The sequence below is a fragment of the Actinoplanes sp. L3-i22 genome (assembly GCF_019704555.1).
Taxonomy (GTDB): Bacteria; Actinomycetota; Actinomycetes; order Mycobacteriales; family Micromonosporaceae; genus Actinoplanes.
In genome coordinates this window covers 11,581,836-11,608,467 of record NZ_AP024745.1, presented here as the reverse complement: position 1 = coordinate 11,608,467, position 26,632 = coordinate 11,581,836, and the positions used below count along the sequence as shown (strand labels likewise).

The window sequence follows — 26,632 nt, the reverse complement described above, 5'->3', positions numbered from 1 at the left end:
GACCCCGCCGGCCCGGCGTAGCTCCGCGGGCCGGCTATTTGTCGATGTCGCCGACCACGAAGAACATCGACCCGAGGATCGCGATCAGGTCAGGGACCAGGCATCCCGGGATAAGCGTCGCCAACGCCTGCACATTCGCGTACGAGGCGGTCCGCAACTTGAGCCGCCAGGGCGTCTTGTCCCCCCGGGACACCAGGTAGTACCCGTTCACCCCGAGCGGATTCTCGGTCCACGCGTACGTGTGCCCCTCCGGCGCCTTGACCACCTTGGGCAGTCGCACGTTCACCGGCCCGCCGATCCGCTCGATCCGGTCCAGGCACTGGTCGACCAGGTCGAGCGACACCCGGACCTGCTCGAGCAGCACCGCGAACCGGGCGTGACAGTCACCGGCGGTCCTGGTCACCACGGGCACGTCCAACTCGTCGTACGCGAGGTAGGGCTCGTCCCGCCGTACGTCGAAATCCAGACCGCTCGCCCGCGCGACCGGCCCGGACGCGCCGAAGGCCGCGGCGTCAGCCGCCGACAGCACCCCGACACCGACCGTACGGGCCAGGAAGATCTCGTTCTGGTGAATGATGTGGTCCAGGTCGGGCATCCGCTTGCGGACCAGCGCCACCGCGCGCCGCGCCCGTTTCGTCCACCCGGCCGGGACCTCCTCCTTCAGCCCGCCGACCCGGTTGAACATGTAGTGGATGCGCCCGCCGGAGACCTCCTCCATCACGGTCTGCAGCGTCTCCCGCTCCCGGAACGCGTAGAACATCGGCGTGATCGCGCCGATCTCCAGCGGGTACGAGCCGAGGAACATCAGGTGGTTGAGCACCCGGTTCAGCTCGGCCAGCGCCATCCGCAGCCAGACCGCCCGCTCCGGCACCTCGATGCCCATCAGCCGCTCGACGGCGAGCACCACACCCAGCTCGTTCGAGAACGCGGAGAGCCAGTCGTGCCGGTTCGCCAGCATGATGATCTGCCGGTAGTCCCGCACCTCGAACAGCTTCTCGGCGCCGCGGTGCATGTACCCGACGATCGGCTCGCAGGCCACCACCCGCTCCCCGTCCAGCGTCAGCTTCAGCCGCAGAACGCCGTGCGTCGACGGATGCTGCGGCCCGATGTTGAGGACCATGTCCGCCGTCTCCAGCCCGGCGCCGGTCCCGACCGTCATCTCCCGCAGCGCATCCGTCACCGACGCATCGTCGCACGCCGCGCCCCACCCGGTCCCGCTCCGCCGACCCGCTTTCCGCCCGGATCACGCGGTTCCGGTGGTCCAGCCCGCCGGTCCGGTTCCAGCCCCATCGCGACCATTCCCCGGGTCCGGGCCGCCCCGCGCCGCCAGCTTTTTCAAGACCATTTCCCGGTACGGCCGTAGCCGTCCCGCTCAGCCGAGGTCGAGGTCGATGCCGATCGGGTGCCAGAGCCACCAGTGCGCGCCGAGACCGGTGCCGGAGGTCAGCTCGGCGGACTCGCCGGCCGACGACAGCGCGCGCAGATAGGCCGCCGGATCATTGCCGGCCAGGGCGAGCGGCGGCCGCGCCCCGCTGACCCCGAGCCCGCGCAGCGCCGCCCGCTGCCGGACGATCCGATAGGGAACCCCGGTGGCCAGCGCCGCCGAGTCCATCGCGACATGCGCCGTGACGTCACAGCTCCCGTCCGGCACCGGCGCCACCTGCCGCCCCGCCCGGAACCCGGTCAGCGTCCCCATCGGCGGCCGTTCCGCCCGGAGGTGCCCGTAGTCGATACCGAGCGCCGCCCCCCGCCGCACCCGCTCGACGGCCCCCGCCCAAGCCGCGTCCCGAGCCGCCCCGACCTCAACCCGCCCTGTCCAGGCCCCGTCCCGGGATGCTCCGGCCTCGGCTCGTCCCGCTGTCGGCCACCAGCGGCTGGTCCAGAAGATCTCGGCGGGATCGGCGAGCCCACCGAGCGTCTCCACCCCGGTATGCCGGTCTACGAGCACTTTCCGCAGCCGCCCGTCCGGCCCGGTCTCGAGGATGTCGAGCGGCACGTTGTCCAGCCATTCGGTGGCGATCAACAGCCCGGTCACCGACTCGGGAACGTCCCGCCGCCACCGGATCCGTGCGTCCAGCCCGTCGGGCCGCCCGGCCACCTCGACGGCCACCGGCCGAACCCGGCCGGCGAGATCCCCCGGAAGCATCAGACAGAGCAAGGTGAGCAACTCTCCGCGCCCGGCCCCGACATCCACGAGATCAAACCGCTCCGGACGCCCGAGCGCCGCGTCAACCCGCTCGACAACCCGCGCCAGAGCCCCGGCAAACAGCGGCGAAGCCAACACGCTGGTCCGAAAGTGATCGGCCGGCCCACCGGCCGGCCGCACAAAGAACCCTTCCGGCCCGTAGAGAGCCGAATCCATCGCCAGCCGCCACCCAATGCCCACCACAACGCCAGCCTAGGCACCCACCAGCCGACAAGCCTGCCCGGCGAGGACCGCCTGCCCGGCCACGATGCCTACCGGCGACGACTGCCTGCCCGGCCACGATGCCTACCGGCGACGACTGCCTGCCCGGCCCGCGATGCCTGCCCGGCCCGCGATGCCTGCCCGGCCACGACCGCCTGTCTGGGGCGAGGCGATATGTGGGGTTGCGGTCGGGTTGGCGCCTGCCCAGGGCGTGTCCACCTAAGGCCCACCCAGGGGCCCGCCTACCCAGGGGCCCGCCCACCCAAGGGGGTAGGCCCCCACAGCCCATTCTCCCGGGAATTCCCAAGATCACGCCGACGGGCTGTGGATAACCGCCCGCTGTGGAAAACCTCGCGGGGCGCTCGGAGCCAGATCCGGCCTGGTAGGAGCGGTGAAGAGCGAAGGTGATCGAGGCGGGAGACGTGCGGCAGAGCGATCGCGAGAGGCGGCGCGGCGGGGAGCGCGGCGGCGCGGGCGAAGGGCGGCGGGCGAGAGGCCGGGCACGGCGAAGGCGGAGAGAGCGCGGCGAAGGCGGAGAGAGCGCGGCGAAGGCCGATGGGGAGCGGCAAAGGCTGAGGGGGCAGGGCGCGGGCTGAAGGGGCGGGGTGCCGGCTGAGGGAGCGGGGCGCGGGCGGCCGGAACGGCGACGGGAGGAATCGGTCAACGTAGGGGAGGTGTGGGCCTCGGGGTGGGGGTAAAGGCTCAGTGCCGGGGGCGCCGAGCCGAAGCTGGGAGGAAACGGTCGTGCGGTTGTTCACACGTGGTTGCTACACGCGTGTTACGGCGGCGCATACTGGCGCTCGACCGGTACCCGCGCGTGAGGACTGGATCCATGAACGAATTGACCGTCGGCGTGGTCGGGGCCGGGCGGGTCGGCGCGGTGCTGGGCGCGGCGTTGACCGCGGCCGGGCATCGCGTGGTCGCCGCCGCCGCTGTCTCCGCCGCTTCCCGTGAGCGGGTCGCGCGGCTGCTGCCCGGGGCCGAGATCCGGCCGGCCGACGAGGTCGCCCGGGCCGCCACCGATCTGCTGCTGCTCGCCGTTCCGGACGATTCGCTGCGCGGCGTGGTCGCCGGGCTGCACCGCACCGGGGCGCTGCGCGCGGATCAGGTTGTTGCTCACACTTCCGGGGCTCACGGGCTGGACGTTTTTGGCGATGTGAACGGCATGGCCCTGCATCCCGCGATGACGTTCACCGGCGCGGACTCCGATCTGGCCCGGCTGCCGGGGATCGCCTGGGGGGTGACGACCCGGGATCGGGCGTTCGCCACCCGGCTGGTCGCGGACCTGGGCGGGGTGCCGGAGTGGATCGCCGAGGAGGCCCGGCCGGTCTACCACGCGGCGCTCGCGCACGGGGCGAACCACCTGGTCACGCTGGTCAACGAGGCGGCCGACACGCTGCGCGCGGCGGGGGTGGCCGAGCCGGCCCGGCTGCTGACGCCGTTGCTGACCGCGGCGCTGGACAACGCGCTGCGGATGGGTGACGCGGCGCTGACCGGGCCGGTCTCGCGGGGTGACGCGGGCACGGTCGCGAAGCATCTCGACCGGTTGCCGGCGGACGCCGTACCGGCGTATCTGGCTCTTGCCCGGCGCACCGCGGACCGTGCCCTCGCGGCCGGGAGATTGCGCCCGCAGGATGCCGCGGCCCTTCTGGAAGTCCTCTACCGAGCCGAGGTTGGGAGTCCCGCGTGACCCAGGTGGCGCACACCCGCGACGAGCTTGCCGCTGAGCTGTCAAAAGCGGACACCGACGTCGCCGTCGTGATGACCATGGGGGCGCTGCACGAGGGGCACCGGCAGTTGATCCGGGTGGCTCGGGAGCGGTCCGCCTTCGTGGTCGTGACGATCTTCGTGAATCCGTTGCAGTTCGGCCCGAGCGAGGATTTCGAGAAGTATCCGCGGACGCTCGAGCAGGATCTGGCGGCGTGCCGGGCGGAGGGCGCGTCGGTGGTCTTCGCGCCGGGGCGGGACGACGTCTATCCGGGTGGCGCGCCGTCGATCACGATGAATCCGGGGCCGCTCGGCGCGATCCTGGAGGGCGCGAGCCGGCCGGGCCATTTCTCCGGCATGCTCACCGTGGTCGAGAAACTGTTGCGGCTCACCCGCGCGGATGTCGCGTTCTTCGGCGAGAAGGATTTCCAGCAGCTGGCGTTGATCCGCCGGATGGTCGTGGATCTGGAGCTCGGCGTGGAGATCGTGGGCGTTCCGACCGTACGGGAAATTGATGGTCTTGCTCTTTCCAGCCGGAATCGGTTCCTCTCGCCGGCGGAGCGGGCTTCCGCGTTGGCACTTTCCCGCGCTTTGCGCGAGGGCGCCGCGCTGAGCGACCGGGACGCGATTCTGGCGGCCGCCGGCAAGATTCTGGCGGAAGAGCCCGGTGTACGTGTCGACTACCTGGAACTGACCGGTGTGGATCTGGGCGACCCGCCGGCCGATGGTCCCGCCCGCCTCCTGGTGGCCGCGAAAGTGGGCGCCACCCGTCTGATCGACAACGTCCCGATCGCTCTCCGGAAGGAAGCCTGATGCTCCGCACCATGCTGAAGTCGAAGATCCACCGGGCCGTCGTGACGCAGGCCGACCTGCACTACGTCGGCTCGGTGACCGTCGACCTCGACCTGATGGAAGCGGCCGATCTGCTGCCCGGCGAGCAGGTGGCGATCGTCGACGTGACCAACGGGGCGCGCCTGGAGACCTACGTGATCCCGGGCGAGCGGGGCAGCGGCGTGATCGGGATCAACGGCGCCGCCGCGCACCTGGTGCACCCCGGAGACCTGGTCATCCTGATCTCCTACGGACAGATGGACAGCGCCGAGGCCCGCGCCCACCAGCCGCGGGTGGTGCACGTGGACGCCGACAACCGGGTGATCGAGCTGGGTACGGACCCGGCCGAGGCGGTCGCCGGGATGGCCGACGAGTTGGTCCGGGGTGATCTGACGCGGTCGGCGCGCTGAGGGGACTGACTTTCCGGAACGCCGCCGATGAACCGCTGCGATCACCATATGATCGATAAATCGGACATCGGCGGCGTGTGGGAGGGTCCTTCATGCGAGACTGGCGGGCCCGATGGCGTGACCGGGAGTCCTGGTCCGGCCCGTGGCTCGGCTTCGACCTGGCCGCCACGCTCGGCGTGATCCTGCTGGTCGCCGCGGGTTGCGGCAGTCCCGGCAACGTCGACGGCGACCTCACCAACGACTGGGGCGCGATGGCGCCGGCGACCGGGTTCGAGCCGATCGCCGACACGTGCCACCTCGCGAACTTCGCGGCGACCGGCCCGCGGGCGACCTACGAAGAGGTCGACTGCTCGGTCCAGCACCGGACCGAGACGGTCTACGTGGGCGCGTACACCGGGACGGCCGCGGACGGCGATCAGCCGCCGGCCGAGACCTCCGCGGCGGCCGAGGCCGCCTATCAAACCTGCGATCAAAAGACTTCGGCGTACGTGGGTGGGCCGTGGCGTACCGCGAGGCTGTGGATCGGCGTGACGCATCCGTCGCCGGCGGCCTGGACCGGTGGCTCCCGCTGGTTCCGCTGCGACGTGGTCGAGCTCGACTCGATCGAGGACGACGGGGCGCTGGTCGAGCGGCAGGGCAGCCTGCGGGGCACCCTCGCCGGCGGCTCCGACCTGGAGCTCGGCTGCTACGCGATCAAGCTGAACGACAGCGGCGCGATCGACACCATGCCGCGGGCCGTCTGCACGGACAAGCACAACGCCGAGTTCGTCGGGGTCTGGGACGCGCCCGCCGACGCGTCGTACCCGAAGGGCGACACCGCGTGGGAGGCCTTCCACGACGGTTGCCGGACCGTGGTCGCCGCCTGGGCCGGGGTGCCGGACGACAAGAACCTGCAGTTCCGTACCGGAGTGGTCTCGCTGCCGGGCAACTCCGACGTCTGGGCCCAGGGTGACCGCGGGGTCCGCTGCTATCTGTGGCTGGACGGGGCCGAGCTGACCGCCTCGATGAAGGGCAAGGGGACCAAGGCCCTGCCGGTCCAGTACAAGTAACGGTGACCACTGATGGTGCCCCCGCCGTGACGGGTGCGCACGGGCGGAGTGTACTGACACACATGTCACCTCTCGCGGATCTGCCGGCACTGCCGCGCCGGCTCGCCGCCGCCGAGCCGGGCTGGAACGAGACCACCGACGTGGTCGTGGTCGGGTCCGGCGTCGCCGGGCTGACCGCCGCGCTGCACCTGCGCGAGCTGGGCCTGCACGTCACGGTGGTCACCAAGGTCAACATCGACGACGGCTCGACGCGCTGGGCGCAGGGCGGGATCGCCGGGGTCCTCGATCCGCTGGACTCGCCGCAGGCGCACGCCTACGACACCGAGATCGCCGGGGTCGGGCTGTGCGACCCGGAAGCGGTGAAGGTGCTGGTCGAGGAGGGTCCGGCGCGGATTCGCGAGCTGATCCGCCGGGGCGCCGAGTTCGACCGCAACCCGGACGGCTCGCTGATGCTGACCCGCGAGGGCGGCCACCGGGCGGACCGGATCGTGCACGCCGGTGGCGACGCGACCGGCGCCGAGGTGCAGCGCGCCCTGCACGCCGCGGTCCGCCGCGACCCGTGGATCCGGCTGGTCGAGCACGCGCTCGTCCTCGACCTGCTGCGGGCCGCCGACGGCCGGGCCTGCGGGATCACCCTGCACGTGCTCGGCGAGGGCTCGGAGGACGGCGTCGGCGCGATCCTGGCCCGCGCGGTGGTGCTGGCCACCGGCGGGATGGGGCAGATCTACGCCTCCACCACGAACCCGTCGGTCTCCACCGGCGACGGCGTGGCGCTCGCGCTGCGGGCCGGCGCGGCGGTCACCGATGTGGAGTTCGTCCAGTTCCACCCGACCTCGTTCGTCACCGCCGACCTGAGCTCGGTGCAGCGGCCACTGATCTCCGAGGCGCTGCGCGGCGAGGGGGCGCACCTGGTCGACGAGACCGGCACCCGGTTCATGGTCGGCCAGCACGAGCAGGCCGAGCTGGCCCCGCGCGACGTGGTCGCCAAGGGCATCTACCGGGTCCTCCGGTCGACCGGGGCGGACCACGTCTACCTGGACGCGCGGCACCTCGGCAAGCAGTTCCTGGAGGGCCGCTTCCCGACGATCATGGCGTCCACCCGGGCGGCCGGCGTGGACCCGGCGACCGAGTTGATCCCGGTCGCCCCGGCCGCGCACTACGCCTCCGGCGGGGTGCGGACCGACCTGCACGGGCGGACCAGCATCGCCGGGCTCTACGCCTGCGGCGAGGTGGCCTGCACCGGCGTGCACGGCGCGAACCGGCTGGCCAGCAACTCGCTGCTGGAGGGCCTGGTCTTCGCCAAGCGGATCGCCGACGACATCGGCCGGGACCTGCCCGCCCAGGCCGACCCGGTGCGGATGAACATGACCCCGGCCTGGGTCGCCGACGCGGCGATCCGTGCCGACGTGCAGCGCACCATGACCCGCGGGGCCGGCGTGCTGCGCTCGGCGGACTCGCTGGCCACCGCGGCCAAGGAGCTGTCCCGGCTGGCCGAGTCGCGGGCCACCCCGAACACCGCGGCGTGGGAGGCGACGAACCTGCTCACCGTCGCGACCGCGCTGGTCGCCTCGGCCCGCAGCCGCCGGGAGACGCGCGGCTGCCACTGGCGGGAGGACTACCCGACCGCGGCCGACGAGTGGCGCGGCCACCTGCTCAACGCGATCAACCCGGACGGCAGCATGAGCCAAGACTTCCAGGAGATGCAGTGATCGACTTCGGGTTGGACTTCGCGGAGGTCCAGCGGATCGTGCTGACCGCGCTCGCCGAGGACCTCGGCGCCCCGCCCCGCGACGTGACCAGCGAGGCGACCATCCCGGCCGGCCAGGTGGACACCGCCGAGCTGGTGGCCCGGGCCGACGGCGTGGTGGCCGGGCTGCCGGTCGCCGCCGAGGTCTTCGCGGTCACCTCGCAGGGGCACGCCGAGTTCCGGCAGATCACCGGCGAGGGCGACCGGGTGGTGCGGGGCGACGTGCTGGCCACCATCACCGGGCCGACCCGCGCGCTGCTCACCGGCGAGCGCACCGCGCTGAACCTGATCAGCCGGATGTCCGGGGTGGCCACCCACACCCGCAGGTGGGCCGACCAGCTCGAGGGCACCAAGGCGACCGTGCTGGACACCCGGAAGACCACCCCCGGGCTGCGGTCGCTGGAGAAGTACGCGGTCCGCGTCGGCGGCGGCACCAACAAGCGCATGGGCCTGTACGACGTCGCCATGATCAAGGACAACCACAAGCTGGCCGCGGGCAGCATCACCGCCGCGTACCGCCTGGTCCGGGACACCTTCCCGGACGTGGCGGTGCAGGTCGAGGTGACCACGCTGGCCGAGGCGGAGGAGGCGGTCACGGCCGGCGCGACGTTCCTGCTCTGCGACAACATGAGCCCGGAACTGCTGGCCGAGGTGGTTGCCGCGATCGGTGGGCGGGCCGAGCTGGAGGCGACCGGGAACCTGACGCTCGCGACGGCCGCGGCCTACGCGGCGACCGGCGTGGACTACCTGTCGGTGGGCGGTCTGACCCACTCCTCGCCGATCCTGGACATCGCACTGGACCTGCGTCCGCGATGACCGTGCTGCCCCCGTACAAAATAGGGGTCTTGATTTTGATTCTTAGGGGCCTCTGTGCTGCTTTGCATTGACATCGGTAACACGAACACCGTGCTGGCCACCTTCGACGGTGACAAGCTGGTGCACAACTGGCGGATCAAGACCGACGCCGCCTCGACCGCCGACGAGCTCGGCCTGATGTTCCGTGGCCTGCTGGCCGGTGACGCGGTGGAGATCACCGGGGTGGCGGCCTGCTCCACGGTGCCGGCCGCGCTGCGCAACCTGCGCACGATGCTGAAGCGCTACTACGGCGACGTGCCCAGCGTGATCGTCGAGCCGGGCGTGAAGACCGGCGTGCAGCTGGCCATCGACAACCCGAAGGAGGTCGGCGCCGACCGGGTGGTGAACACCCTGGCCGCGCACGCCCTCTACGGCGGACCGTCGATCGTGGTCGACTTCGGCACCACCACGAACTTCGACCTGATCAGCGCGAAGGGCGAGTTCCTCGGTGGGGCGTTCGCGCCGGGCATCGAGATCTCCTTCGACGCGCTCGCCGCCCGCGCCGCCCAGCTGCGCAAGGTGGAGCCGACCAAGCCGCGCTCGGTGATCGGGAAGAACACCGTGGAGTGCCTGCAGGCCGGGCTCTACTATGGCTTCGGCGGTCAGGTGGACCGGATCGTCGAGCGGATGGTCGAGGAGATCGGCCCGGTCCGCGCGGTGATCGCCACCGGCGGCCTGGCCTGGCTGGTCAAGGACGAGTGCCACACGCTCACCGCGCACGAGCCGATGATCACGCTGATCGGGCTGCGGATGGTATATGAGCGGAACGTCTGAACCGGGCTGAGTAGGCTTTCCAGGTCTTGCACAGCCCCCCACTACACAGGAAGACCGTGCCGTGACCGAGCAGAACGTGCCAGTGACTGACCCCGCCGAGGACCTTCCCGAGCAGATGAAGGTCCGCCGGGCGAAGCGGGACCAGATGCTGGCCAACGGCGAGGCGCCCTACCCGGTCACCGTCGCCCGGACGATCAGCCTGGCCCAGATCCGCCAGCAGTACGCGGAACTCCCGACCGACACCGCCACCGGCGACCAGGTCTCGATCACCGGCCGGCTGATCTTCATCCGGAACGGTGGCAAGCTCTGCTTCGCCACCCTCCGCGAGGGGGACGGCACCGAGCTGCAGGCGATGCTCTCGCTGGACCGGGTCGGCGCCGGGCGCCTGGAGGACTGGAAGCGCCTGGTCGACCTGGGTGACCTGGTCGCGATCACCGGTGAGGTGATCACCAGCCGGCGCGGGGAGCTCTCGGTCCTCGCCGATTCCTGGGCGATGAGCGCGAAGGCGTTGCGCCCGCTTCCGGTCGCGCACAAGCCGCTTTCCGAGGAAACCCGGGTGCGGCAGCGTTATGTGGATCTCATCGTTCGTCCGCAGGCCAGGGACACTGTGCGTACTCGCGCAACCGTGATCCGTAGTCTTCGTGAGTCGCTGTTCCGCCGCAATTATCTCGAGGTGGAAACGCCGATGTTGCAGTTGCTGCACGGCGGCGCGGCGGCCCGTCCGTTTGTGACACACAGCAACGCGTTGGATACCGATCTTTATCTGCGGATCGCGCCGGAACTATTTTTGAAGCGCGCCGTGGTCGGTGGCATCGACCGGGTCTTCGAGATCAACAGGAACTTCCGTAATGAGGGCATGGACTCCACCCACTCCCCGGAGTTCGCCATGCTGGAGGCGTATCAGGCGTATGCCGACTACAACGTGATGCAGACCGCCGTGCAGGAGTGGATTCAGGAGGCCGCGCAGGCCGTCTCCGGCTCGCACGTGGTCACCCACTACGACGGGACCGAGCTGGACCTCGGCGGCGAGTGGAAGCAGATCACCCTGTTCGGCGCGATCTCCGAGGCGCTCGGCGAGGAGGTCACCATCGCGACCGATCTGGCCCAGCTCCGGCAGTACGCGGAGAAGGTCCAGCTCGGGGTCGACCCCAAGTGGAGCGCGGGCAAGCTGGCCGAGGAGCTGTTCGAGCACCTCGTCCAGGACAGCCTGCAGCAGCCGACGTTCGTCCGGGACTACCCGGAGGAGACCGCCCCGCTGACCGCGCCGCACCGGGAGACGCCCGGCCTGACCGAGAAGTGGGATCTCTACGTCGGCGGCTTCGAGCTCGCCACCGCGTATTCGGAGCTCGTCGACCCGGTCATCCAGCGGGAACGTCTCGTCGCGCAGTCCCTGCTGGCGGCCGGTGGGGACGCCGAGGCGATGCAGCTGGACGAGGATTTCCTGCGTGCCATGGAGTACGGAATGCCGCCCAGCGGTGGCATGGGAATGGGAATCGACCGGCTCTTGATGGCGCTCACCGGCCTGGGCATTCGGGAAACGATCCTGTTCCCGTTGGTCCGCGCGGAGTAGCCGATCGTCAATTATCGCCCCGCCATTGACGGGCGATGTGCCCCTGGCGTTATTGTTCTCCCATTGCGTGGGAGAGTACCTGTGTTCGGGAGGATAACGGCGCGTGGCCAAGCAGATCATTCACAAGCTGGTCGATGACATCGACGGCGGCGACGCCGACGAGACGGTGAAGTTCGCGCTCGACGGTATTCAGTACGAGATCGACCTCTCGGAGAAGAACGCCGCAGAATTGCGGGAGGTCTTCGCTCAGTACGTCGGCGCCGGCAGCAAGGTGGCCCGGGGCGGTGTGGTCGTCGGTGGCCGCGCGGCTCGTGGCCGTGGCGGGGCGGCAGCCGACCGGGAGCAGAACAAGGCGATTCGCGAGTGGGCCAAGAAGGCCGGCTACGACATCTCCGACCGCGGGCGTATCCCGCAGGAGATCGTCGACGAGTACCACGCGAAGGGCCCCGGCCGGGCCTGAGCTCGTCGCGAAGAGGGCGTACCGATCATCGGTACGCCCTCTTCGTGCTTCCAGTACCGTTATCCACAGGCCGACCCCAGTTGTCCACAGCCTGTGGACTACCGGGATTTCGCTGTCCGCGTACACGTTCGGGTAGGGGAACAGGCGCTGACCGTGCGAAGTTGGCTGTATCAACGTCGCGGATCGTTTCGAGGGGCTGCGAGGGCCCAGCGGATCCTCCGGGCGGCGATAGAGTTACTGCACGGGTATCACCGATGCCCGTGCGCTGGCCCCGCCAGCTGTCGGATCAAGATCAGCATTGGCGCACGGCACGTGAGGAGCACGAGGGCATGTTCGAGCGGTTCACCGACCGAGCGCGACGGGTTGTCGTCCTGGCCCAAGAAGAGGCCCGGATGCTCAACCACAACTACATCGGAACAGAGCACATCCTGCTCGGTCTGATCCACGAGGGAGAGGGCGTCGCCGCGAAGGCTCTGGAGAGCCTCGGCATCTCTCTCGAGGGAGTCCGGCAGCAGGTCGAGGAGATCATCGGCCAGGGCCAGCAGGCGCCGAGCGGGCACATCCCGTTCACGCCGCGTGCCAAGAAGGTGCTGGAGCTCTCCCTGCGGGAGGCCCTGCAGCTCGGGCACAACTACATCGGCACCGAGCACATCCTGCTCGGCCTGATCCGCGAGGGCGAGGGCGTCGCCGCCCAGGTGCTGGTCAAGCTCGGCGCCGACCTCAACCGGGTCCGCCAGCAGGTCATCCAGCTGCTCTCCGGTTACCAGGGCAAGGAGCCGGCCGCCGCGGGCACCGCCACCGGCGAGGCCGCACCGTCCACGTCGCTGGTCCTCGACCAGTTCGGGCGCAACCTGACGCAGGCCGCCCGCGAGGGCAAGCTCGACCCGGTCATCGGCCGGGAGAAGGAAATCGAGCGGGTCATGCAGGTGCTCTCCCGCCGTACCAAGAACAACCCGGTGCTGATCGGCGAGCCCGGCGTCGGCAAGACCGCCGTGGTCGAGGGCCTGTCCCAGTCCATCGTCAAGGGCGAGGTGCCCGAGACGCTGAAGGACAAGCAGCTCTACACGCTGGACCTGGGCGCCCTGGTGGCCGGCTCGCGCTACCGCGGTGACTTCGAGGAGCGCCTGAAGAAGGTGCTCAAGGAGATCCGCACGCGCGGCGACATCATCCTGTTCATCGACGAGATCCACACCCTGGTCGGCGCCGGCGCCGCCGAGGGCGCGATCGACGCCGCCTCGATCCTGAAGCCCATGCTGGCGCGTGGCGAGCTCCAGACGATCGGCGCGACCACTCTGGACGAGTACCGCAAGCACCTGGAGAAGGACGCCGCGCTCGAGCGCCGCTTCCAGCCGATCCAGGTCGGCGAGCCGTCGCTGGCGCACACCATCGAGATCCTCAAGGGTCTCCGCGACCGGTACGAGGCGCACCACCGGATCAGCATCACCGATGCCGCCCTGGTGGCCGCGGCGACGCTGGCCGACCGGTACATCTCGGACCGCTTCCTGCCGGACAAGGCGATCGACCTGATCGACGAGGCCGGCGCACGGATGCGCATCCGCCGGATGACCGCGCCGCCGGACCTCCGTGACTTCGACGAGCGCATCGCCCAGGTGCGTCGCGACAAGGAGTCCGCGATCGACGCGCAGGACTTCGAGCGCGCCGCCCAGCTGCGCGACTCGGAGAAGACCCTGCTGGGCCAGAAGGCGCAGCGGGAGAAGGAGTGGAAGGCCGGCGACCTGGACGTGGTGTCCGAGGTCGACGACGAGCAGATCGCCGAGGTGCTGGGCAACTGGACCGGGATCCCGGTCTACAAGCTCACCGAGGAGGAGACCTCCCGCCTGCTGCGCATGGAGGACGAGCTGCACAAGCGCGTCATCGGCCAGGAGGACGCGGTCCGCGCCGTCTCCAAGGCGATCCGGCGTACCCGTGCCGGTCTGAAGGACCCGAAGCGCCCGTCCGGCTCGTTCATCTTCGCCGGCCCGTCCGGTGTGGGTAAGACCGAGCTGTCCAAGGCGCTCGCCGAGTTCCTGTTCGGCTCCGAGGACGCGCTGATCCAGCTGGACATGTCGGAGTTCCACGACCGGTACACGGTGTCCCGGCTCGTCGGTGCCCCTCCCGGCTACGTCGGCTACGACGAGGGCGGGCAGCTGACCGAGAAGGTCCGTCGCAAGCCGTTCAGCGTGGTGCTGTTCGACGAGATCGAGAAGGCCCACCCGGACGTGTTCAACACGCTCCTGCAGATCCTGGAGGACGGTCGGCTGACCGACGGCCAGGGCCGGATCGTGGACTTCAAGAACACGGTGATCATCCTGACCACCAACCTCGGCACCCGGGACGTGGCCAAGGCGGTGTCGCTGGGCTTCCAGGCCTCGGAGGACACCGAGTCGAACTACGACCGGATGAAGATCAAGGTCAACGACGAGCTCAAGCAGCACTTCCGGCCCGAGTTCCTGAACCGTATCGATGACACGATCGTCTTCCACCAGCTGCGTGAGCAGGAGATCCTGCAGATCGTGGACATCTTCGTGGCGCGGATCGAGGGCCAGCTCAAGAACAAGGACATGGGTCTGGAGCTGACCGACAACGCCAAGAAGTACCTGGCGAAGAAGGGCTTCGACCCGGTCCTGGGCGCCCGGCCGCTGCGCCGCACGATCCAGCGCGAGCTGGAGGACACGCTGTCCGAGCAGATCCTGTTCAACGAGCTGCGCCCCGGCCAGATCGTGGTCGTGGACTGCGAGGGCGACCCGGCCAACATCGAGAAGTCCAAGCTGGTCTTCCGCGGTGCCGAGAAGGCGGGTGCGGTGCCCGACGCGGTGCCGGCCGACCTCGGTGCGGCCACCGGCGAGGAGTGATCCGCAAGTCAGCATGACGGAACGGCCCGGCTGCGTTTTCGCGGCCGGGCCGTTCCGCGTCATACCGGGGTACTACGTGGCGGACGGCTCCCCGGGTTGATGCCGGCGACCCGAGTCGATCCATATTTTCCGATGCATGGACATCAGACGCATCGGTCAGTTCGTTGTTTACTGCTCCGGGCTCGGTCTGGTCAGCGCCGCTAGTCTCGGCCTGGCGGTGACCGGCCGCCCGGCCGCCGCGGCACGGCTCTCCACCGCCTGGCAGAGCCGGATCGGCCCGCCGCCGGACCTGCCCGGCCGGGTCCTGCCGGCCGCCGCGAACGCGGCCGTCGGGCTGCTGCTCGGCCTCTTCGCGCTGATCCCGCTCGGCTTCGAGCTGATCTTCCCGATCCGTGGTCTCGGCTACGGCTGGGTGGACCCCGGGCCCTACGACACCGCCTGGGGCGGCCCCGGCCTGGCCGGCGCCTGGACCGCGCACGCCGTGATCGGTGCGGCGCTGGCCGTCGCCGGGCTGTTCATGATGGCCGGCCTCGCGGCCCTGCACCGGCGCTGGACGGCCCGTCTGGCCGGGGCGCCGGGCGGAGCCTGGGTGCTGCCGGTGGTGATCCTCTCGGGGGCGGCCGGAGCGCTGTTCTTTATCGGGTGGCTCCGGCAGATCTGATCGCGGACGATGTGGGCGTGCATGAGATCCGAGCGGTCTACGACGACCAGACGATCACCGTCTACCAGGCCTACTCACCGGCGATCGCGGTGCCGGCGGTGCGCGCGGGGCGGTTCGTTCCGCCGTTCAAACGGGACCGGATGACGTGGATCAAGCCGTCGTTCCTGTGGATGATGTACCGCTGCGGCTGGGCCACCAAGGAGGGCCAGGAGCACGTGCTCGCCGTCACGATCACCCGGGCGGGCTTCGAGTGGGCGCTGGCGCACGCCGCGCACAGCAGCTACCAGCGCGGGGTCCACGCGAGCCGCGCCGACTGGCAGCGGGAGTTGAAGCGGGCGCCGGTCCGGGTGCAGTGGGATCCGGAGCGGGACCTGCGGCTGCGCGAGTTGCCGTACCGATCGCTGCAGCTCGGCATCGGCGGGGCGGCGGTGCCCCGCTACGTCGACGAGTGGACCACCGGGATCACCGACGTGACCGATCGGGTCCGGGAGATCCGGCGGCACCTGGACGCGGGCGACGAGGCCCGGGCGGTGGCGTTGCTGCCGCCCGAGCGCGTCTATCCGGAGGTCAGGGGCAGATCGACGGGTTGCCGTAGGGACTCTTGACGACCGCCTTGCAGGCGCCGGCCGCGATGGCCGTCCACCGCTCCCGCCCGGAGTCCCACCGCATCACGAACGTCTTCTTGGACCCGTCGATCAGTTGCTGGACGGCGTACTTGTCCCCGCAGGCCAGCTCCTGGAACACGTCCCCGGCCCGCACGTCCCCGGCCCACTGGCCGGCCTCGATGGCGTCGACCGTCTCGGTGTTCCCGGTCGGGCAGGGCGCGGCCGGGTCGACGCCGTCGCACGCCTTGGCGAACTTGCTCCACTCACCACGCGGCAGGTACGCCGTGCAGTAGTCCCCGCTGCCGCTGCCCACCGCGGTCCACTTGCCGGCCGCCTCGCTGTACTTGAAGACGGTCGCCCCGGGGTCACCGGTCGGGACCTTCTGCAGGTACCAGGCCGAGGCCCACCCGTCGTGGCATTCGATGTCACGCCACTTGTCACCGCTCTTGACCTGCCCGCCGTCCGCCTCGACGGCGTCGAAGAGCACCTGCGAGGTGACCGGGCAGCCGTTCTGCACGGTCGGCGTCGACGACGTGGACGACCTGGACGAAGTGGGCGACGACGGGGTGGCGGAGGGGGAACCGGAGACGCTGGGTGCGGGCGAGAAGGTGACCGACGGCTGGGTCGCCACGTTCGGATCGGGCGCCGCTCCGCGCGTCCCGGCCAGTGCGAACGGGGTGCCGATCGCGACGATCGCCACCGCCACCGCGGCGGTCCCGACCACCCGGTTGCGCCGGGTGATCCGCCGCGACGTCGCCAGCATCCGGTCGTGCAGATCGGCCTCGCCGCCGTGCTCGGAGAGCCGGCCCATCGTCTCCCGCAGGACGCTGAAATCCTCGTTCATCGATCCACTCCCTCCATCTGCCCGGCGTTCATCAGGTCCGGCGCGATCTGCCGCATGCGCGCCAGCGCCTTGCTGGTCTGGCTCTTGACCGTGCCGATCGAGCAGCCGAGCATCTCGGCGGCCTCGCTCTCGGTCCGGTCCTCGAAGAAGCGCAGCACCAGCACCGCCCGCTGGCGGGGGGTGAGCTGGGCGAGCGCCTTGTGCAGGGCGATCTGCAGACTGACCCGCCCGGCGTGGTCGCTGCCCGGGTCGGCCCGGTCGGTCAGCTCGCCGGGCAGCGACTCGGCGACCCGGCGGCGCCGCCAGCGGCTCACCTGGAGGTGATACATCGCCGTACGGGTATAGGCCTCGTAATGTCCGTCCGCCGAGAGTCGCCGGACGGCCCGGTGGGTCCGCGCGAGCGCGTCCTGGACCAGGTCCTCGGCGAGGTGCCGATCACCGGTCAGGAGAAAGGCCGTGCGCAGCAGCGCCGGCGTTCGGGATCGGACGAAGTCGGTGAAGTCCTCCGTGACCCCCGTGATTGCATTCACAACCCTTCACACGCCGACCGTCCGAAGAGGGTTGCCGCCCCGACTCAAAGAATTTGGCGCTCGAACGCAGGCGCGTCGCCGGCCAGCACGAAGTCGTTCGCCCCGAGCGACTCCACCAGCCCGTCCTCGACCAGGCCGGCCAGGGCCCGGGCGCGCTGCACCTCGTCGGCCCAGACCACGTCGAGGCGCTGGCGGGGGACCGGGCCGGTGGCGTGCCGCAGCACCTCCAGGAGCAGGCCACGGACCTGACGGTCGGTGCCCGCGTACCGCTGCGGTTTGCGACTCGGCCCGGCCGGCAGCGGCTCGCCGGTCAGCCGCCACGCGCAGACCTGATGGAACGGGCAGTCCACGCACTTCGGCGCGCGGGCGGTGCAGACGATCGCGCCGAGCTCCATGAACGCGATGCTGGCCCGGGCGGCGCGAGCCGTCTCCTCGGGCAGCAGCTCCTCCATCGCGACCAGGTCGGCGGCGGTGGTCGCCGGGCCGGCGTCCGGCTTGCCCTCGACGGCGCGGGAGACCACCCGGCGGACGTTCGTGTCGACGACCGGGTGGCGCTGGCCGTACGCGAACGTCGCCACCGCCCGTGCGGTGTACGTCCCCACCCCGGGCAGCGCCAGCAGCTGATCCAGCTCGTCCGGCACCCGGCCGCCGTGCCGCTCGACGATCGCCAGCGCGCACGCGTGCAGCCGCATCGCCCGCCGGGGGTACCCGAGCCGCCCCCACATCCGGACCGCCTCGGACTGCGGGTCGGCGGCGAGCGCGGCGGGCGTGGGCCAGCGGGTCATCCAGGACCGCCAGGCCGGCTCGACCCGGACCACCGGGGTCTGCTGCAGCATCACCTCGCTGACCAGGACACCCCAGGGGGTGGTGGCCGGCTGCCGCCACGGCAGGTCCCGGGCGTTGAGGTCGTACCAGGCGATTACTTCGTCGGCGAGAGTCATAGCGAGACCTACTGTAGGCGGGCGGGGGAGCACGAGATCGATCACTACGCCGGACAGAAATTTCCGCGCGAGGTCTATTTCTAACGAACTATCGGGGAGTCGGATTCGGTCGCTCGGCGCGTCGCGCGCGACGGCTACCGGGGTCGGGTTTACGGTGGGCCACATCATGCGTACGACGGTTGGTCCCCTCCCCTCCGCGGTCTACTGGCGGCGACGCGCGGTCGTGCTCGGCGCTCTGCTGCTGGGCCTCATCGCGCTGTTCGTGGCGTGCTCCCAACAGGACGACAAGCCGGCGGACAAGAAGAACGCCTCGTCGTCCCTGCCGACCCCGGCACCGGCCTCCGGCGGGGCGAAAGCGCCGTCCAGCTCGGCGTCGCCCACCGACGACGGCCTGATCGACTCGGCGCCGCCCGGCGGTCAGGCCTACCCCGACCCGGTGCAGCCGCAGTCCACCGACGGTGACAGCGGCCTGCTGCCGAGCGCCAACACGAACACCAACGGGACCAACACCAACGCCAACGGCCAGTCCGGCACCGCCTGCGCGGACACCGAGATCTCCGTCACACCGGTCCCGGCCGCCAAGACGGTCAAGCGCGGCGCCAACCTGGCGATCACTTTGACGATCAAAAACATCGGTTCCCGTACGTGTACCCGCGACGTCGGCGCCGACCCGCAAGAGCTCTACCTCGAGCAGGGCGCCCAGAAGTACTGGTCTTCCGACAAGTGCAGCACCGCCAAGGGCAGCGACGTGCAGACGCTCAAGCCCGGTGAGCAGCGGAACTACAACATCACCTGGAACGGTCGCCAGTCCACCGCGTGCAGCGGCGTGGAAGCGTCCGGTCCGGCCCCCGCCGCCGGGCAGTACACCCTGCGCGGCCGGCTGGACACGATCGTCAGCAGCCCGGTCGACCTGACCATCTCCTGAGCTTGGTCGCCGCCCTCGAGCTCTACCTGGACGTCGACGCGACGCGGCGGATCCGGACACTGTGGCGTGCCCTCGGCGACGAGGGCATCCCCACCCTTGGCGCACTGCACCAGAAGCACCGGCCGCACGTCTCGCTCGCGGCGGCGCGGACCATCGACCCGCATGCCGCGGCGGCCGCCCTGGACGGCCTCACCGTCGGGCGGGGCCTGACCCTGCGGATGGATTTCGCCGGCCAGTTCGTCGGACGGGTCCTGTGGCTCGGTGTGACCATGACGGCCGAGTTGATGGCGCACCACCGGGTGGTGCACGAACGGCTCTCAGCGGGCGGTGTGGAGGTCTGGGAGCACTATCGGCCGGGGTTGTGGGTGCCGCACTGCACGGTGTCGATGCGGGTGCCGAACCCGATGATGGCGCCGGCGATCCGGCGGTGCCTGGAGATCCTGCCGCTGACCGCGACGGTGACCGGCGCGGCGATCGCCGACCACGCGAACGACATCGCACATCCCCTGTGAGGGGCGTGATCATGGAACCGCGAAAAAACAGCCCCCACCCTCACCGGGGGGCGGCCCCACAACCATTATCCCGCGCCACCCCAAGATCATGCCGGGGCCTGTGGACAACGCGCTGGTGTGGATAACCCCGCCTAGACGTAACGCTCCAGGATCGACGCCTCGGCCAGCCGGGACAGCCCCTCGCGCACCCCACGGGCCCGCGCGTCGCCCACCCCCTCGACCGCCTGCAGGTCCTCCACCGTCGCCCCGAGCAGCCGCTGCAGGCTGCCGAAGTGATCCACCAACCGGTCCACGATCTGCCCGGGCAGCCGCGGCACCTTGGCCAGCAGCCGGAACCCGCGCGGCGAGACCGCCGCGTCCAGCGCGTCGGATGCGCCCTGGTAGCCGATCGCCTTGGCGACCGCGACCAGGTCGATCATCTCGGTCGCGGTGAGCAGGTCCAGCTCGACGAGCGCCTCGTCCAGCGTGCGGGCCTTGCGGCCGGTGGGCAGGTAGTCCCGGATCACCAGGGTGCGGTCCGAGTCGACGCCGGCCATCAGCTCGTCGAGTTGCAGGGCGAGCAGCCGGCCGTCGGTGCCGAGCTCCACCACGTAGCCCGAGATCTCGTCGGCGATCCGGCGGACCATCTCCAGCCGCTGCACCACCGCGACCGCGTCCCGGACGGTGACCAGGTCCTCGATCTCCAGCGCGGAGAGCGTGCCGGACACCTCGTCCAGCCGCAGCTTGTACCGCTCCAGCGTGGCCAGCGCCTGGTTGGCCCGGGACAGGATGGCGGCCGAGTCGTCCAGCACGTGGCGCTGGCCGTTCACATACAGCCCGATGATGTGCATCGACTGGCTCACCGAGATCACCGGGAAGCTGGTCTGCTTGGCGACCCGCTCGGCGGTGCGGTGCCGGGTGCCGGACTCCTCCGACGGGATGGACGGGTCGGGCATCAGGTGCACGGCGGCCCGGAGGATGCGGGTGCCGTCGCTGGACATCACCACCGCGCCGTCCATCTTGCACAGCTCACGCAGCCGGGTGGCGGAGAACTCCACATCGAGCGGGAAGCCGCCGGTGCAGATCTGCTCGACGGTCGAGTCGTAGCCGAGCACGATCAGCGCGCCGGTGCGGCCGCGCAGGATCCGTTCCAGCCCGTCGCGCAGGGCGGTGCCGGGCGCCATCAGGGCGAGGTTGGCCCGGATCGGATCGCTGGCGCCTCCGGTGAGGCCGACGCCGGTCAACGGGGCCACGGCACGGTGGCCCGTGCCGTTGACGCCGGGGCGCGGCGTTGAACTGGCGGCGGACTTGGAACCATCGCGGTCGAGCGGCACCGGTACAGTCTACGAACTGCGAAACAGAGCAACGAGGCATGGTTCGATGAATGCTCCGTAGCGTGATGATTCGTCACTCTGGGTCACCCTTTGTTGTGTTCGGCCGAGGCGCGCGCCGCGCTCTGCAACGCCGACCGCAGGTCGCCGACCTCGATCACCTGCATGCCCTTGGGTGCGACGCCCTCGCCGGTGGTGGTGCTCCCCGGTGGGACCAGCGCCACCCGGAAACCGAGCCGCGCCGCCTCGGCCAGCCGCCGGCCGATCGCGCTCACCCGGCGGATCTCCCCGGTCAGGCCGACCTCACCGATCGCCACCAGGGTCGGCGCCATCGCCAGATCCAGCCCGCCGGACGCCACCGCCAGGGCCATCGCCAGGTCGGCGGAGGGCTCGGTCAGCCGGATGCCGCCGACGGTCGCCGCGAAGACCTCGCGGTTGTAGAGCTTCAACTGCTTGGTACGCCGTTCGAGCACCGCCAGCACCATCGCCAGCCGGGCGCTGTCGAGGCCGGACACCGTCCGCCGCGGGGAGCCCTGCACCTCGGCGCCGATCAGCGCCTGCACCTCGGTGACCAGCGCCCGCCGGCCCTCCATCGCGACCGTCACGCAGGTGCCCGGCACCGGCTCCTGGTAGCGGGTGAGGAACAGCCCGGACGGGTCGGACAGGCTGGTGATGCCGCCCTCGTGCATCTCGAAGCAGCCCACCTCGTCGGCCGCGCCGAACCGGTTCTTCACCCCGCGCACCAGGCGCAACGACGAATGCTTGTCGCCCTCGAAGTGCAGCACCACGTCGACCAGGTGCTCCAGCACCCGGGGACCGGCGACCTGACCGTCCTTGGTCACGTGGCCGACCAGGACGGTGGCGATGCCGCGCTCCTTGGCGATCGAGACCAGCGCCGCGGTCACCGCGCGGACCTGGGTGACCCCGCCGGGCACGCCCTCGGTGCCGGGAACCGAGAAGGTCTGCACCGAGTCGAGCACCAGCAGGCCCGGCTTGACCGCGTCGAGGTGGCCGATGACCGTACCCAAATCGTTCTCGGCGGCCAGGAACAGGCGCTCGTGCAAGGCGCCGAGCCGCTCCGCCCGCAGGCGGACCTGGCTCACCGACTCCTCACCGCTGACCACCAGCGACGGGCTGCCGGCGCCGGCCGCCCACTGCTGGGCCACGTCGAGCAGCAGGGTCGACTTGCCGACCCCCGGCTCACCGGCGAGCAGCACCACCGCGCCGGGCACCATGCCGCCGCCGAGCACCCGGTCGAGCTCACTGACCCCGGACGGCACGGCGCGCGCGGGCGCGGCACTGATCTGCGAGATCGGCTTGGCCGGCTCGGACGGCATCTGCGAGCTGACCACCCGGCCGGAGACCCCGACCGTGACCGTCGACTCGATGATCGAGCCCCACTCGGCGCACTCCGGGCACCGGCCCAGCCATTTGGGCGGCTGGTGGCCGCAGGCGTCGCAGACGTAAGCCGGCCGGGCCGCCTTGGAACTTGTCCGAGAGGTCGTCACCCGGCCAAGTTAGCCGCCGGGTACGACAACGTCATTCTTCGGTGTTCTCGTGCTCCAGGCCGGGCGCGCGGGAAGCCGGGGTCAGCGGGATCGCGACCGGCGCCTGGATGGTCAGGTCGGGCGCGCCGTTGCTGAAGTGGAACACCAGGTTCACCTTCGCGCCGGGGACCAGGTTGTCGCTCAGGCCGATGATCTGCAGCTTCTGCGCGTCGGAGGAACGGTAGAGCGCGGAGCCGAGCGCCTTGATCTTGATCTCCGCCGGGGTCACCGTCGGGGCCGCCGGGGTGACCGGCAGGACCGGGGCGGACGCGTCCACCGAGGCGCCCACGGCCGGCTCGGAGGCACCGGCGGCCGGCTGGACCGGCGCGGCCTCGGTGACGAAGCCCACCTGGGTGCCCGAGACGACCTGCGGCTGGGTCGCCGGCGTGCTGGCGATCGTGACCGTGACGTCCTTCTCGGTCTGGTTGTAGAGGCTCAGCTCGAGCGGAGCGTTCGCGCCCTTCGCATAGCCCTTCAGCCCGTTGTACTCCACCTGGGCGTTGCGGACCGAGACGAGGCCGTCGGCGGACTTGGCGTCGGCGTTCACCCCGGCGATCGGCGTGTCCAGCGCGGCGGTCTCGGCAACCTGGCCGGCCGAGCAACCGGCCAGCGCGATGGCACCGGCGGTGGCGACACCCGCGACCAGGGCGGCGCGACGGGTTACCAGCGAGCGCATCACGATCCTCCAAATAGCGACACCAAGGTGTGAGATCAGCCTAGTGGGCGGCAAACGGCCGCGTACGCCGACCCATCCATCCGGCCGGAGTGGATCACACCACGCGCCCACTGAAGATCAGCAAGAGAACGTCGATCAGCGCCACGACGATCACCGCGCGGAACAGTGCGACCGGTCGGCCGTGCGCGCGGCGGGCTCCGTACCAGCCAATCGGAAGGACCACGACGGCGGCCGCGCCGGCCGCCCACCCGGACCACGACGGCGCTCCGGGTGGTCCCAGGACCAGCGTGATCGTCGCGCCCAGCAGAAGCACCGCGGCGGCCAACCGGGAGCCCGCGGCGCCGATCCGGTGCGGCAGACCGCGGACCCCGGTCGCCGCGTCGTCCTCCAGATCCGGCAGCACGTTCGCGAAATGCGCCCCGGCGCCGAGCAGTGCACCCGCCGCGACCAGCCACAACGGCGGCATCGGACGCCCCGGCAGGGCGACCACCACGAAGGCCGGCAGCAGCCCGAACGCCACCAGATAGGGCACCACCGAGAACGCCGTCGACTTCAGCGGCCAGTCGTAGAGCAGCCCGAAGATCGCGGCGAGGGCGATGGTCACGGTGGCTGCCGCGCCCAGCGGAACTGCCGCGAGAGGCGCGGCCAGGGCCGCGATCAAACCCGAGATTCCTACGGTACGGCGGGAGATCGCCCCGTCCGCGATCGGCTTGTCCCGCCGGCCGGCGAGCCGGTCCCGGTCGGCGTCCAGCCAGTCGTTGACCCAGCCGACCGCGAGCTGGCTCGCCCCGACCGCGAGGAAGACGCAGAGCAGCCGCCACCCGCGATGACCGGCGCCGAAGGCGAGCAGGGTCATCGCCACGGTGACCGCGGCGCCCGGCTCCGGATGGGACGAGCGCAGCAGGGCCAGGGCTCGGGACATGCCAAGCAGTCTGCGGTTCACGAGGCCACCGTGCCAGCCGGGTTTTCCACAGCCGGATCGTCTTCACGGCCGGAGGGGTTTTCCACAGGCTGATCGTCTCCGGTGGTGGGCGGGGCGCAACCGTGCCACGCTCGATCACATGCTGTCGATCCGGCGTAACGATCCGTGCCAGTACGACGACCTGGTCGGCGAGTGGTGGCGGCCAGGCGGCGGGTTCGAGCTGTTGCACTGGCTGGCCGCGGCGCGTGCCGAGCTGATCCCGCCACCCGCCGGGCCCGGCCGGGTCCTGCTGGACGCCGGGTGCGGCGGCGGGCTGCTCGCGCCGCACGTGCGCGCGATGGGCTATCAGCACGTCGGCGTCGACCTCCGTACCGCCGGGTTGGGTTTGGCCCGTGAGCAGGGCGTCGTGCCGGTCGCGGGGAATGTCGCCGCGCTGCCGTTCGCGAGCGGGTCGGTCGACGTGGTGGCGGCCGGCGAGATCCTGGAGCACGTCACCGACCTGAGCGGCACGGTGGCCGAGCTGTGCCGGGTGCTGCGGCCGGACGGGCGCGTGGTGCTGGACACGGTGAACGACAACGCGCTGAGCCGGTTCATCACGGTCACCCTGGGTGAGCGGGTCGGGGTGGCACCGGCCGGCCTGCACGATCCGGGGCTGTTCGTGACGCCGACGCGCCTGCGGGCCGAGTTCGCCCGGCACGGCGTGCGGCTGGCGGTGCGCGGGGTCCGGCCGAGCGCCGCCGGGCTGGCGCGGTGGCTGACCGGGCGGCGGGCGCCGGATGACGGCCCCCTCGGCCGGATGGTGCCCACCTTCTCGACCGCCGTCCTCTACCAGGGCGTCGGGACCTTCTCGGCGTCGCCCGCGGCCTCGCCGACAGCGTCGTCCGCGGCTCAGGAAGCACGGCTCTAGGTGGCGGCGGTGATCAGCGGGCTGGGCGTGGCACTGCCGCCCTCCGCCGGGCAGGACGCGCTCTGGGAGGGCTTTTTCGCCGGGCACTACGCGGGTGGCCGCCGCGGCCTGGCCCGGCGGATCTTCGCGAACTCCGGGGTGGTCACCCGGCAGGCCGCGGTGAGCCCGTTGGACGAGGACGTGTCCGGCTGGTCCACCGAGCGCCGGATGCGGCGGTACCAGGCGGAGGCGATCCCGCTCGGCAGCGCCGCGGTCACCCGGGCACTGGCCGACGCCGGGCTGGCCGCGTCCGATCTGGGGCTGTTCGCGGTCTGCTCCTGCACCGGGTACGCGACGCCCGGGCTCGACATCGTCCTCGCCCGTGACCTGGGCATGTCACCGAACGTGCAGCGGCTCTTCGTCGGCCACATGGGCTGCTACGCGGCGCTGCCCGGCCTCGGCACGGCGAGCGACTACGTGGTCGCCCGCGGCCGGCCCGCGCTGCTGCTCTGCGCCGAGCTGACCAGCCTGCACATGCAGCCGGCCGGCGACGGCGTGCCGGACGTGCAGCAGATCGTCTCGCACGCGCTCTTCTCCGACGCGGCGGCGGCCGCGGTGCTGACCCCGGCCTCGCAAAACCTTCCGGGGTACGTGGTTCGCGAGGTGGCCGCGGTCACCGACAGCACCACGGCCGGGCACATGACCTGGGAGGTCACCGACCTCGGCTTCCGGATGGGCTTGTCCCCGGAGGTGCCGTCGGTGCTGTCCCTGCACGTCCGGGCGCTGGTCGAGGACCTGCTCAAACGGAACCTGCTGACGATCGGCGAGGTGGACGGGTGGGCCGTGCACCCGGGCGGGCCGAAGATCCTCGACGTGGTGCAGGACCGGCTGGGCCTCGACGACCAGGCACTCGCCGCCTCGCGGGGCGTGCTGTCGGCGTACGGAAATTGCTCCTCACCGACCGTCCTCCTGGCCCTGGAAGCGCTGCGCCGGCAGGCGCGGCCGCCGCGTCGGGTGGTCATGCTCGCGTTCGGTCCCGGCCTCACGTTGTACGGGGCGCTGCTCGAGTTCTCTACAGTCGCAGCGTGAGCGAACGGGTACGCGGGGCGATCCTGCACGGGACGGCCGCCCTGATCCTGGTGGCCGGCGGGGTCTGGTGGTGGCGGGCCGCGCCGCACGACGACTCCGATCCGCGGCTGCTGTCCTGGCGGCTGACCGCCGAGCAGCTCCTGCCGGAGAGTGGTGACCAGGAGTTGTCCGACACCGTGGTGGTGGCGGCGTCCGGGAACTACGAGAAGGACGCCGATCTCGACGGGGGAGCGTTCCAGGTGGCGGTGGTGTGCGCCGGGGCGGACGGCAGCCGGGTGCGGGTCAGCTTCGGGGACGACGAGTCGGGCCGAGGGCTGCCGTGCTCGGGGACCCGTACGCCGGAGGTGTTCAGCGTCGGTGTCGGCTCTCAGCTACGGGTGCGCGTGACGGTCGACGAACAGGGCCCGGTCGTTTTCCGCTACACGCTGGAACGCGCCGCTCCGAACTGATTGCCGGTTTCTATTTCGCCACTCGTCTTCGGCGTTTGTCGGGTTGGCAAACCGTTTCGTTCTGGCGTGCGAC

Annotated in this window: 26 protein-coding genes; 17 read left to right on the top strand and 9 right to left on the bottom strand. The window is 71.0% G+C overall.

All coding sequences use genetic code 11. From position 1 onward, the window contains the following. Positions 1–34: 34 nt before the first annotated feature. Entirely contained in the window at positions 35–1,159 is a 1,125-nt protein-coding gene (locus L3i22_RS51535) for an NADH-quinone oxidoreductase subunit D (RefSeq protein WP_221330575.1), read from the bottom strand. A gap of 213 nt (positions 1,160–1,372) precedes the next feature. Further along, positions 1,373–2,386 carry an SAM-dependent methyltransferase gene (locus tag L3i22_RS51530; RefSeq protein WP_221330574.1) on the bottom strand — a complete coding sequence of 338 codons (1,014 nt, stop codon included), beginning with the start codon at positions 2,384–2,386 and terminating at the stop codon, positions 1,373–1,375. Positions 2,387–3,239: 853 nt separating this feature from the next. On the opposite strand from L3i22_RS51530, the gene L3i22_RS51525 reads away from it, so the two are divergent. The 12 genes from L3i22_RS51525 (at position 3,240) to L3i22_RS51470 (ending at position 15,928) form a co-directional block, all read left to right on the top strand. Continuing rightward, on the top strand, positions 3,240–4,097 hold the full coding sequence (locus tag L3i22_RS51525) for a Rossmann-like and DUF2520 domain-containing protein (RefSeq protein WP_221324667.1): 858 nt from the start codon (positions 3,240–3,242) through the stop codon (positions 4,095–4,097). Beyond that, the gene (panC, locus tag L3i22_RS51520; protein WP_221324666.1) at positions 4,094–4,927 is read left to right on the top strand and encodes a pantoate--beta-alanine ligase; all 834 of its coding nucleotides are present in this window, start codon (positions 4,094–4,096) and stop codon (positions 4,925–4,927) included. The genes L3i22_RS51525 and panC overlap by 4 nt, the downstream gene beginning before the upstream one ends. Beyond that, positions 4,927–5,355 (top strand): aspartate 1-decarboxylase, encoded by a 429-nt coding sequence (gene panD, locus L3i22_RS51515; protein ID WP_221324665.1) that lies wholly within the window; start codon positions 4,927–4,929, stop codon positions 5,353–5,355. The genes panC and panD overlap by 1 nt, the downstream gene beginning before the upstream one ends. A 92-nt stretch (positions 5,356–5,447) precedes the next feature. Then, a complete protein-coding gene (locus tag L3i22_RS51510) occupies positions 5,448–6,404 on the top strand; it encodes a septum formation family protein (RefSeq protein WP_221324664.1) in 957 nt (318 codons plus the stop codon). A 62-nt stretch (positions 6,405–6,466) separates the two neighbouring features. Continuing rightward, positions 6,467–8,113 carry an L-aspartate oxidase gene (locus tag L3i22_RS51505; RefSeq protein WP_221324663.1) on the top strand — a complete coding sequence of 549 codons (1,647 nt, stop codon included), beginning with the start codon at positions 6,467–6,469 and terminating at the stop codon, positions 8,111–8,113. After that, positions 8,110–8,967, top strand: coding sequence for a carboxylating nicotinate-nucleotide diphosphorylase (nadC, locus tag L3i22_RS51500; protein WP_221324662.1), 858 nt, complete (start codon positions 8,110–8,112; stop codon positions 8,965–8,967). The genes L3i22_RS51505 and nadC overlap by 4 nt, the downstream gene beginning before the upstream one ends. 54 nt (positions 8,968–9,021) lie before the next feature. After that, the gene (locus L3i22_RS51495) at positions 9,022–9,780 is read left to right on the top strand and encodes a type III pantothenate kinase (protein ID WP_221324661.1); all 759 of its coding nucleotides are present in this window, start codon (positions 9,022–9,024) and stop codon (positions 9,778–9,780) included. A gap of 61 nt (positions 9,781–9,841) precedes the next feature. Continuing rightward, on the top strand, positions 9,842–11,350 hold the full coding sequence (gene lysS, locus L3i22_RS51490; RefSeq protein WP_221324660.1) for a lysine--tRNA ligase: 1,509 nt from the start codon (positions 9,842–9,844) through the stop codon (positions 11,348–11,350). A 103-nt stretch (positions 11,351–11,453) separates the two neighbouring features. Further along, positions 11,454–11,810: an Lsr2 family protein gene (locus tag L3i22_RS51485; RefSeq protein ID WP_221324659.1), complete on the top strand. Its 357-nt coding sequence runs from the start codon at positions 11,454–11,456 to the stop codon at positions 11,808–11,810. Between the two features lie 329 nt (positions 11,811–12,139). Then, complete coding sequence (locus L3i22_RS51480) at positions 12,140–14,662, top strand: ATP-dependent Clp protease ATP-binding subunit (protein WP_221330573.1); 2,523 nt, start codon at positions 12,140–12,142, stop codon at positions 14,660–14,662. A 136-nt stretch (positions 14,663–14,798) separates the two neighbouring features. Continuing rightward, positions 14,799–15,323 (top strand): hypothetical protein, encoded by a 525-nt coding sequence (locus tag L3i22_RS51475; protein WP_221324658.1) that lies wholly within the window; start codon positions 14,799–14,801, stop codon positions 15,321–15,323. Between the two features lie 17 nt (positions 15,324–15,340). Beyond that, complete coding sequence (locus tag L3i22_RS51470; protein ID WP_221324657.1) at positions 15,341–15,928, top strand: DUF4291 domain-containing protein; 588 nt, start codon at positions 15,341–15,343, stop codon at positions 15,926–15,928. Here L3i22_RS51470 and L3i22_RS51465 read toward each other — a convergent pair. From L3i22_RS51465 to L3i22_RS51455, 3 genes are read right to left on the bottom strand one after another with little or no spacing between them, the layout of a single operon-like run. Next, positions 15,891–16,772 carry a hypothetical protein gene (locus L3i22_RS51465; protein ID WP_221324656.1) on the bottom strand — a complete coding sequence of 294 codons (882 nt, stop codon included), beginning with the start codon at positions 16,770–16,772 and terminating at the stop codon, positions 15,891–15,893. The genes L3i22_RS51470 and L3i22_RS51465 overlap by 38 nt on opposite strands. Continuing rightward, complete coding sequence (locus tag L3i22_RS51460; RefSeq protein ID WP_221330572.1) at positions 16,769–17,293, bottom strand: SigE family RNA polymerase sigma factor; 525 nt, start codon at positions 17,291–17,293, stop codon at positions 16,769–16,771. The genes L3i22_RS51465 and L3i22_RS51460 overlap by 4 nt, the downstream gene beginning before the upstream one ends. A 53-nt stretch (positions 17,294–17,346) precedes the next feature. After that, complete coding sequence (locus tag L3i22_RS51455) at positions 17,347–18,243, bottom strand: A/G-specific adenine glycosylase (protein WP_221324655.1); 897 nt, start codon at positions 18,241–18,243, stop codon at positions 17,347–17,349. 166 nt (positions 18,244–18,409) lie between these two features. Here L3i22_RS51455 and L3i22_RS51450 point away from each other — a divergent pair, with 166 nt between their 5' ends. Further along, entirely contained in the window at positions 18,410–19,168 is a 759-nt protein-coding gene (locus tag L3i22_RS51450) for an adhesin (RefSeq protein WP_221324654.1), read from the top strand. Between the two features lie 2 nt (positions 19,169–19,170). After that, a complete protein-coding gene (locus tag L3i22_RS51445) occupies positions 19,171–19,680 on the top strand; it encodes a 2'-5' RNA ligase family protein (RefSeq protein ID WP_221324653.1) in 510 nt (169 codons plus the stop codon). A 131-nt stretch (positions 19,681–19,811) separates the two neighbouring features. On the opposite strand, the gene disA is transcribed toward L3i22_RS51445, so the two are convergent. The 4 genes from disA to L3i22_RS51425 form a co-directional block, all read right to left on the bottom strand. Beyond that, positions 19,812–20,912, bottom strand: coding sequence for a DNA integrity scanning diadenylate cyclase DisA (gene disA / locus L3i22_RS51440; RefSeq protein WP_370644587.1), 1,101 nt, complete (start codon positions 20,910–20,912; stop codon positions 19,812–19,814). A gap of 164 nt (positions 20,913–21,076) precedes the next feature. Beyond that, positions 21,077–22,498, bottom strand: a complete 1,422-nt coding sequence (gene radA / locus L3i22_RS51435; RefSeq protein WP_221324651.1) for a DNA repair protein RadA — start codon at positions 22,496–22,498, stop codon at positions 21,077–21,079. A 31-nt stretch (positions 22,499–22,529) separates the two neighbouring features. After that, positions 22,530–23,213, bottom strand: coding sequence for a hypothetical protein (locus L3i22_RS51430; protein WP_221324650.1), 684 nt, complete (start codon positions 23,211–23,213; stop codon positions 22,530–22,532). A 94-nt stretch (positions 23,214–23,307) separates the two neighbouring features. Then, positions 23,308–24,135 (bottom strand): UbiA family prenyltransferase, encoded by an 828-nt coding sequence (locus L3i22_RS51425; protein WP_221324649.1) that lies wholly within the window; start codon positions 24,133–24,135, stop codon positions 23,308–23,310. 139 nt (positions 24,136–24,274) lie between these two features. Here L3i22_RS51425 and L3i22_RS51420 point away from each other — a divergent pair, with 139 nt between their 5' ends. The 3 genes from L3i22_RS51420 to L3i22_RS51410 are packed head-to-tail and all read left to right on the top strand — an operon-like array spanning position 24,275 to position 26,559. Next, complete coding sequence (locus L3i22_RS51420; RefSeq protein ID WP_221324648.1) at positions 24,275–25,042, top strand: bifunctional 2-polyprenyl-6-hydroxyphenol methylase/3-demethylubiquinol 3-O-methyltransferase UbiG; 768 nt, start codon at positions 24,275–24,277, stop codon at positions 25,040–25,042. Next, on the top strand, positions 25,043–26,110 hold the full coding sequence (locus L3i22_RS51415; RefSeq protein WP_221324647.1) for a type III polyketide synthase: 1,068 nt from the start codon (positions 25,043–25,045) through the stop codon (positions 26,108–26,110). Beyond that, positions 26,107–26,559 carry a DUF6023 family protein gene (locus L3i22_RS51410; RefSeq protein ID WP_221324646.1) on the top strand — a complete coding sequence of 151 codons (453 nt, stop codon included), beginning with the start codon at positions 26,107–26,109 and terminating at the stop codon, positions 26,557–26,559. The genes L3i22_RS51415 and L3i22_RS51410 overlap by 4 nt, the downstream gene beginning before the upstream one ends. The last annotated feature ends 73 nt before the right edge of the window (positions 26,560–26,632 follow it).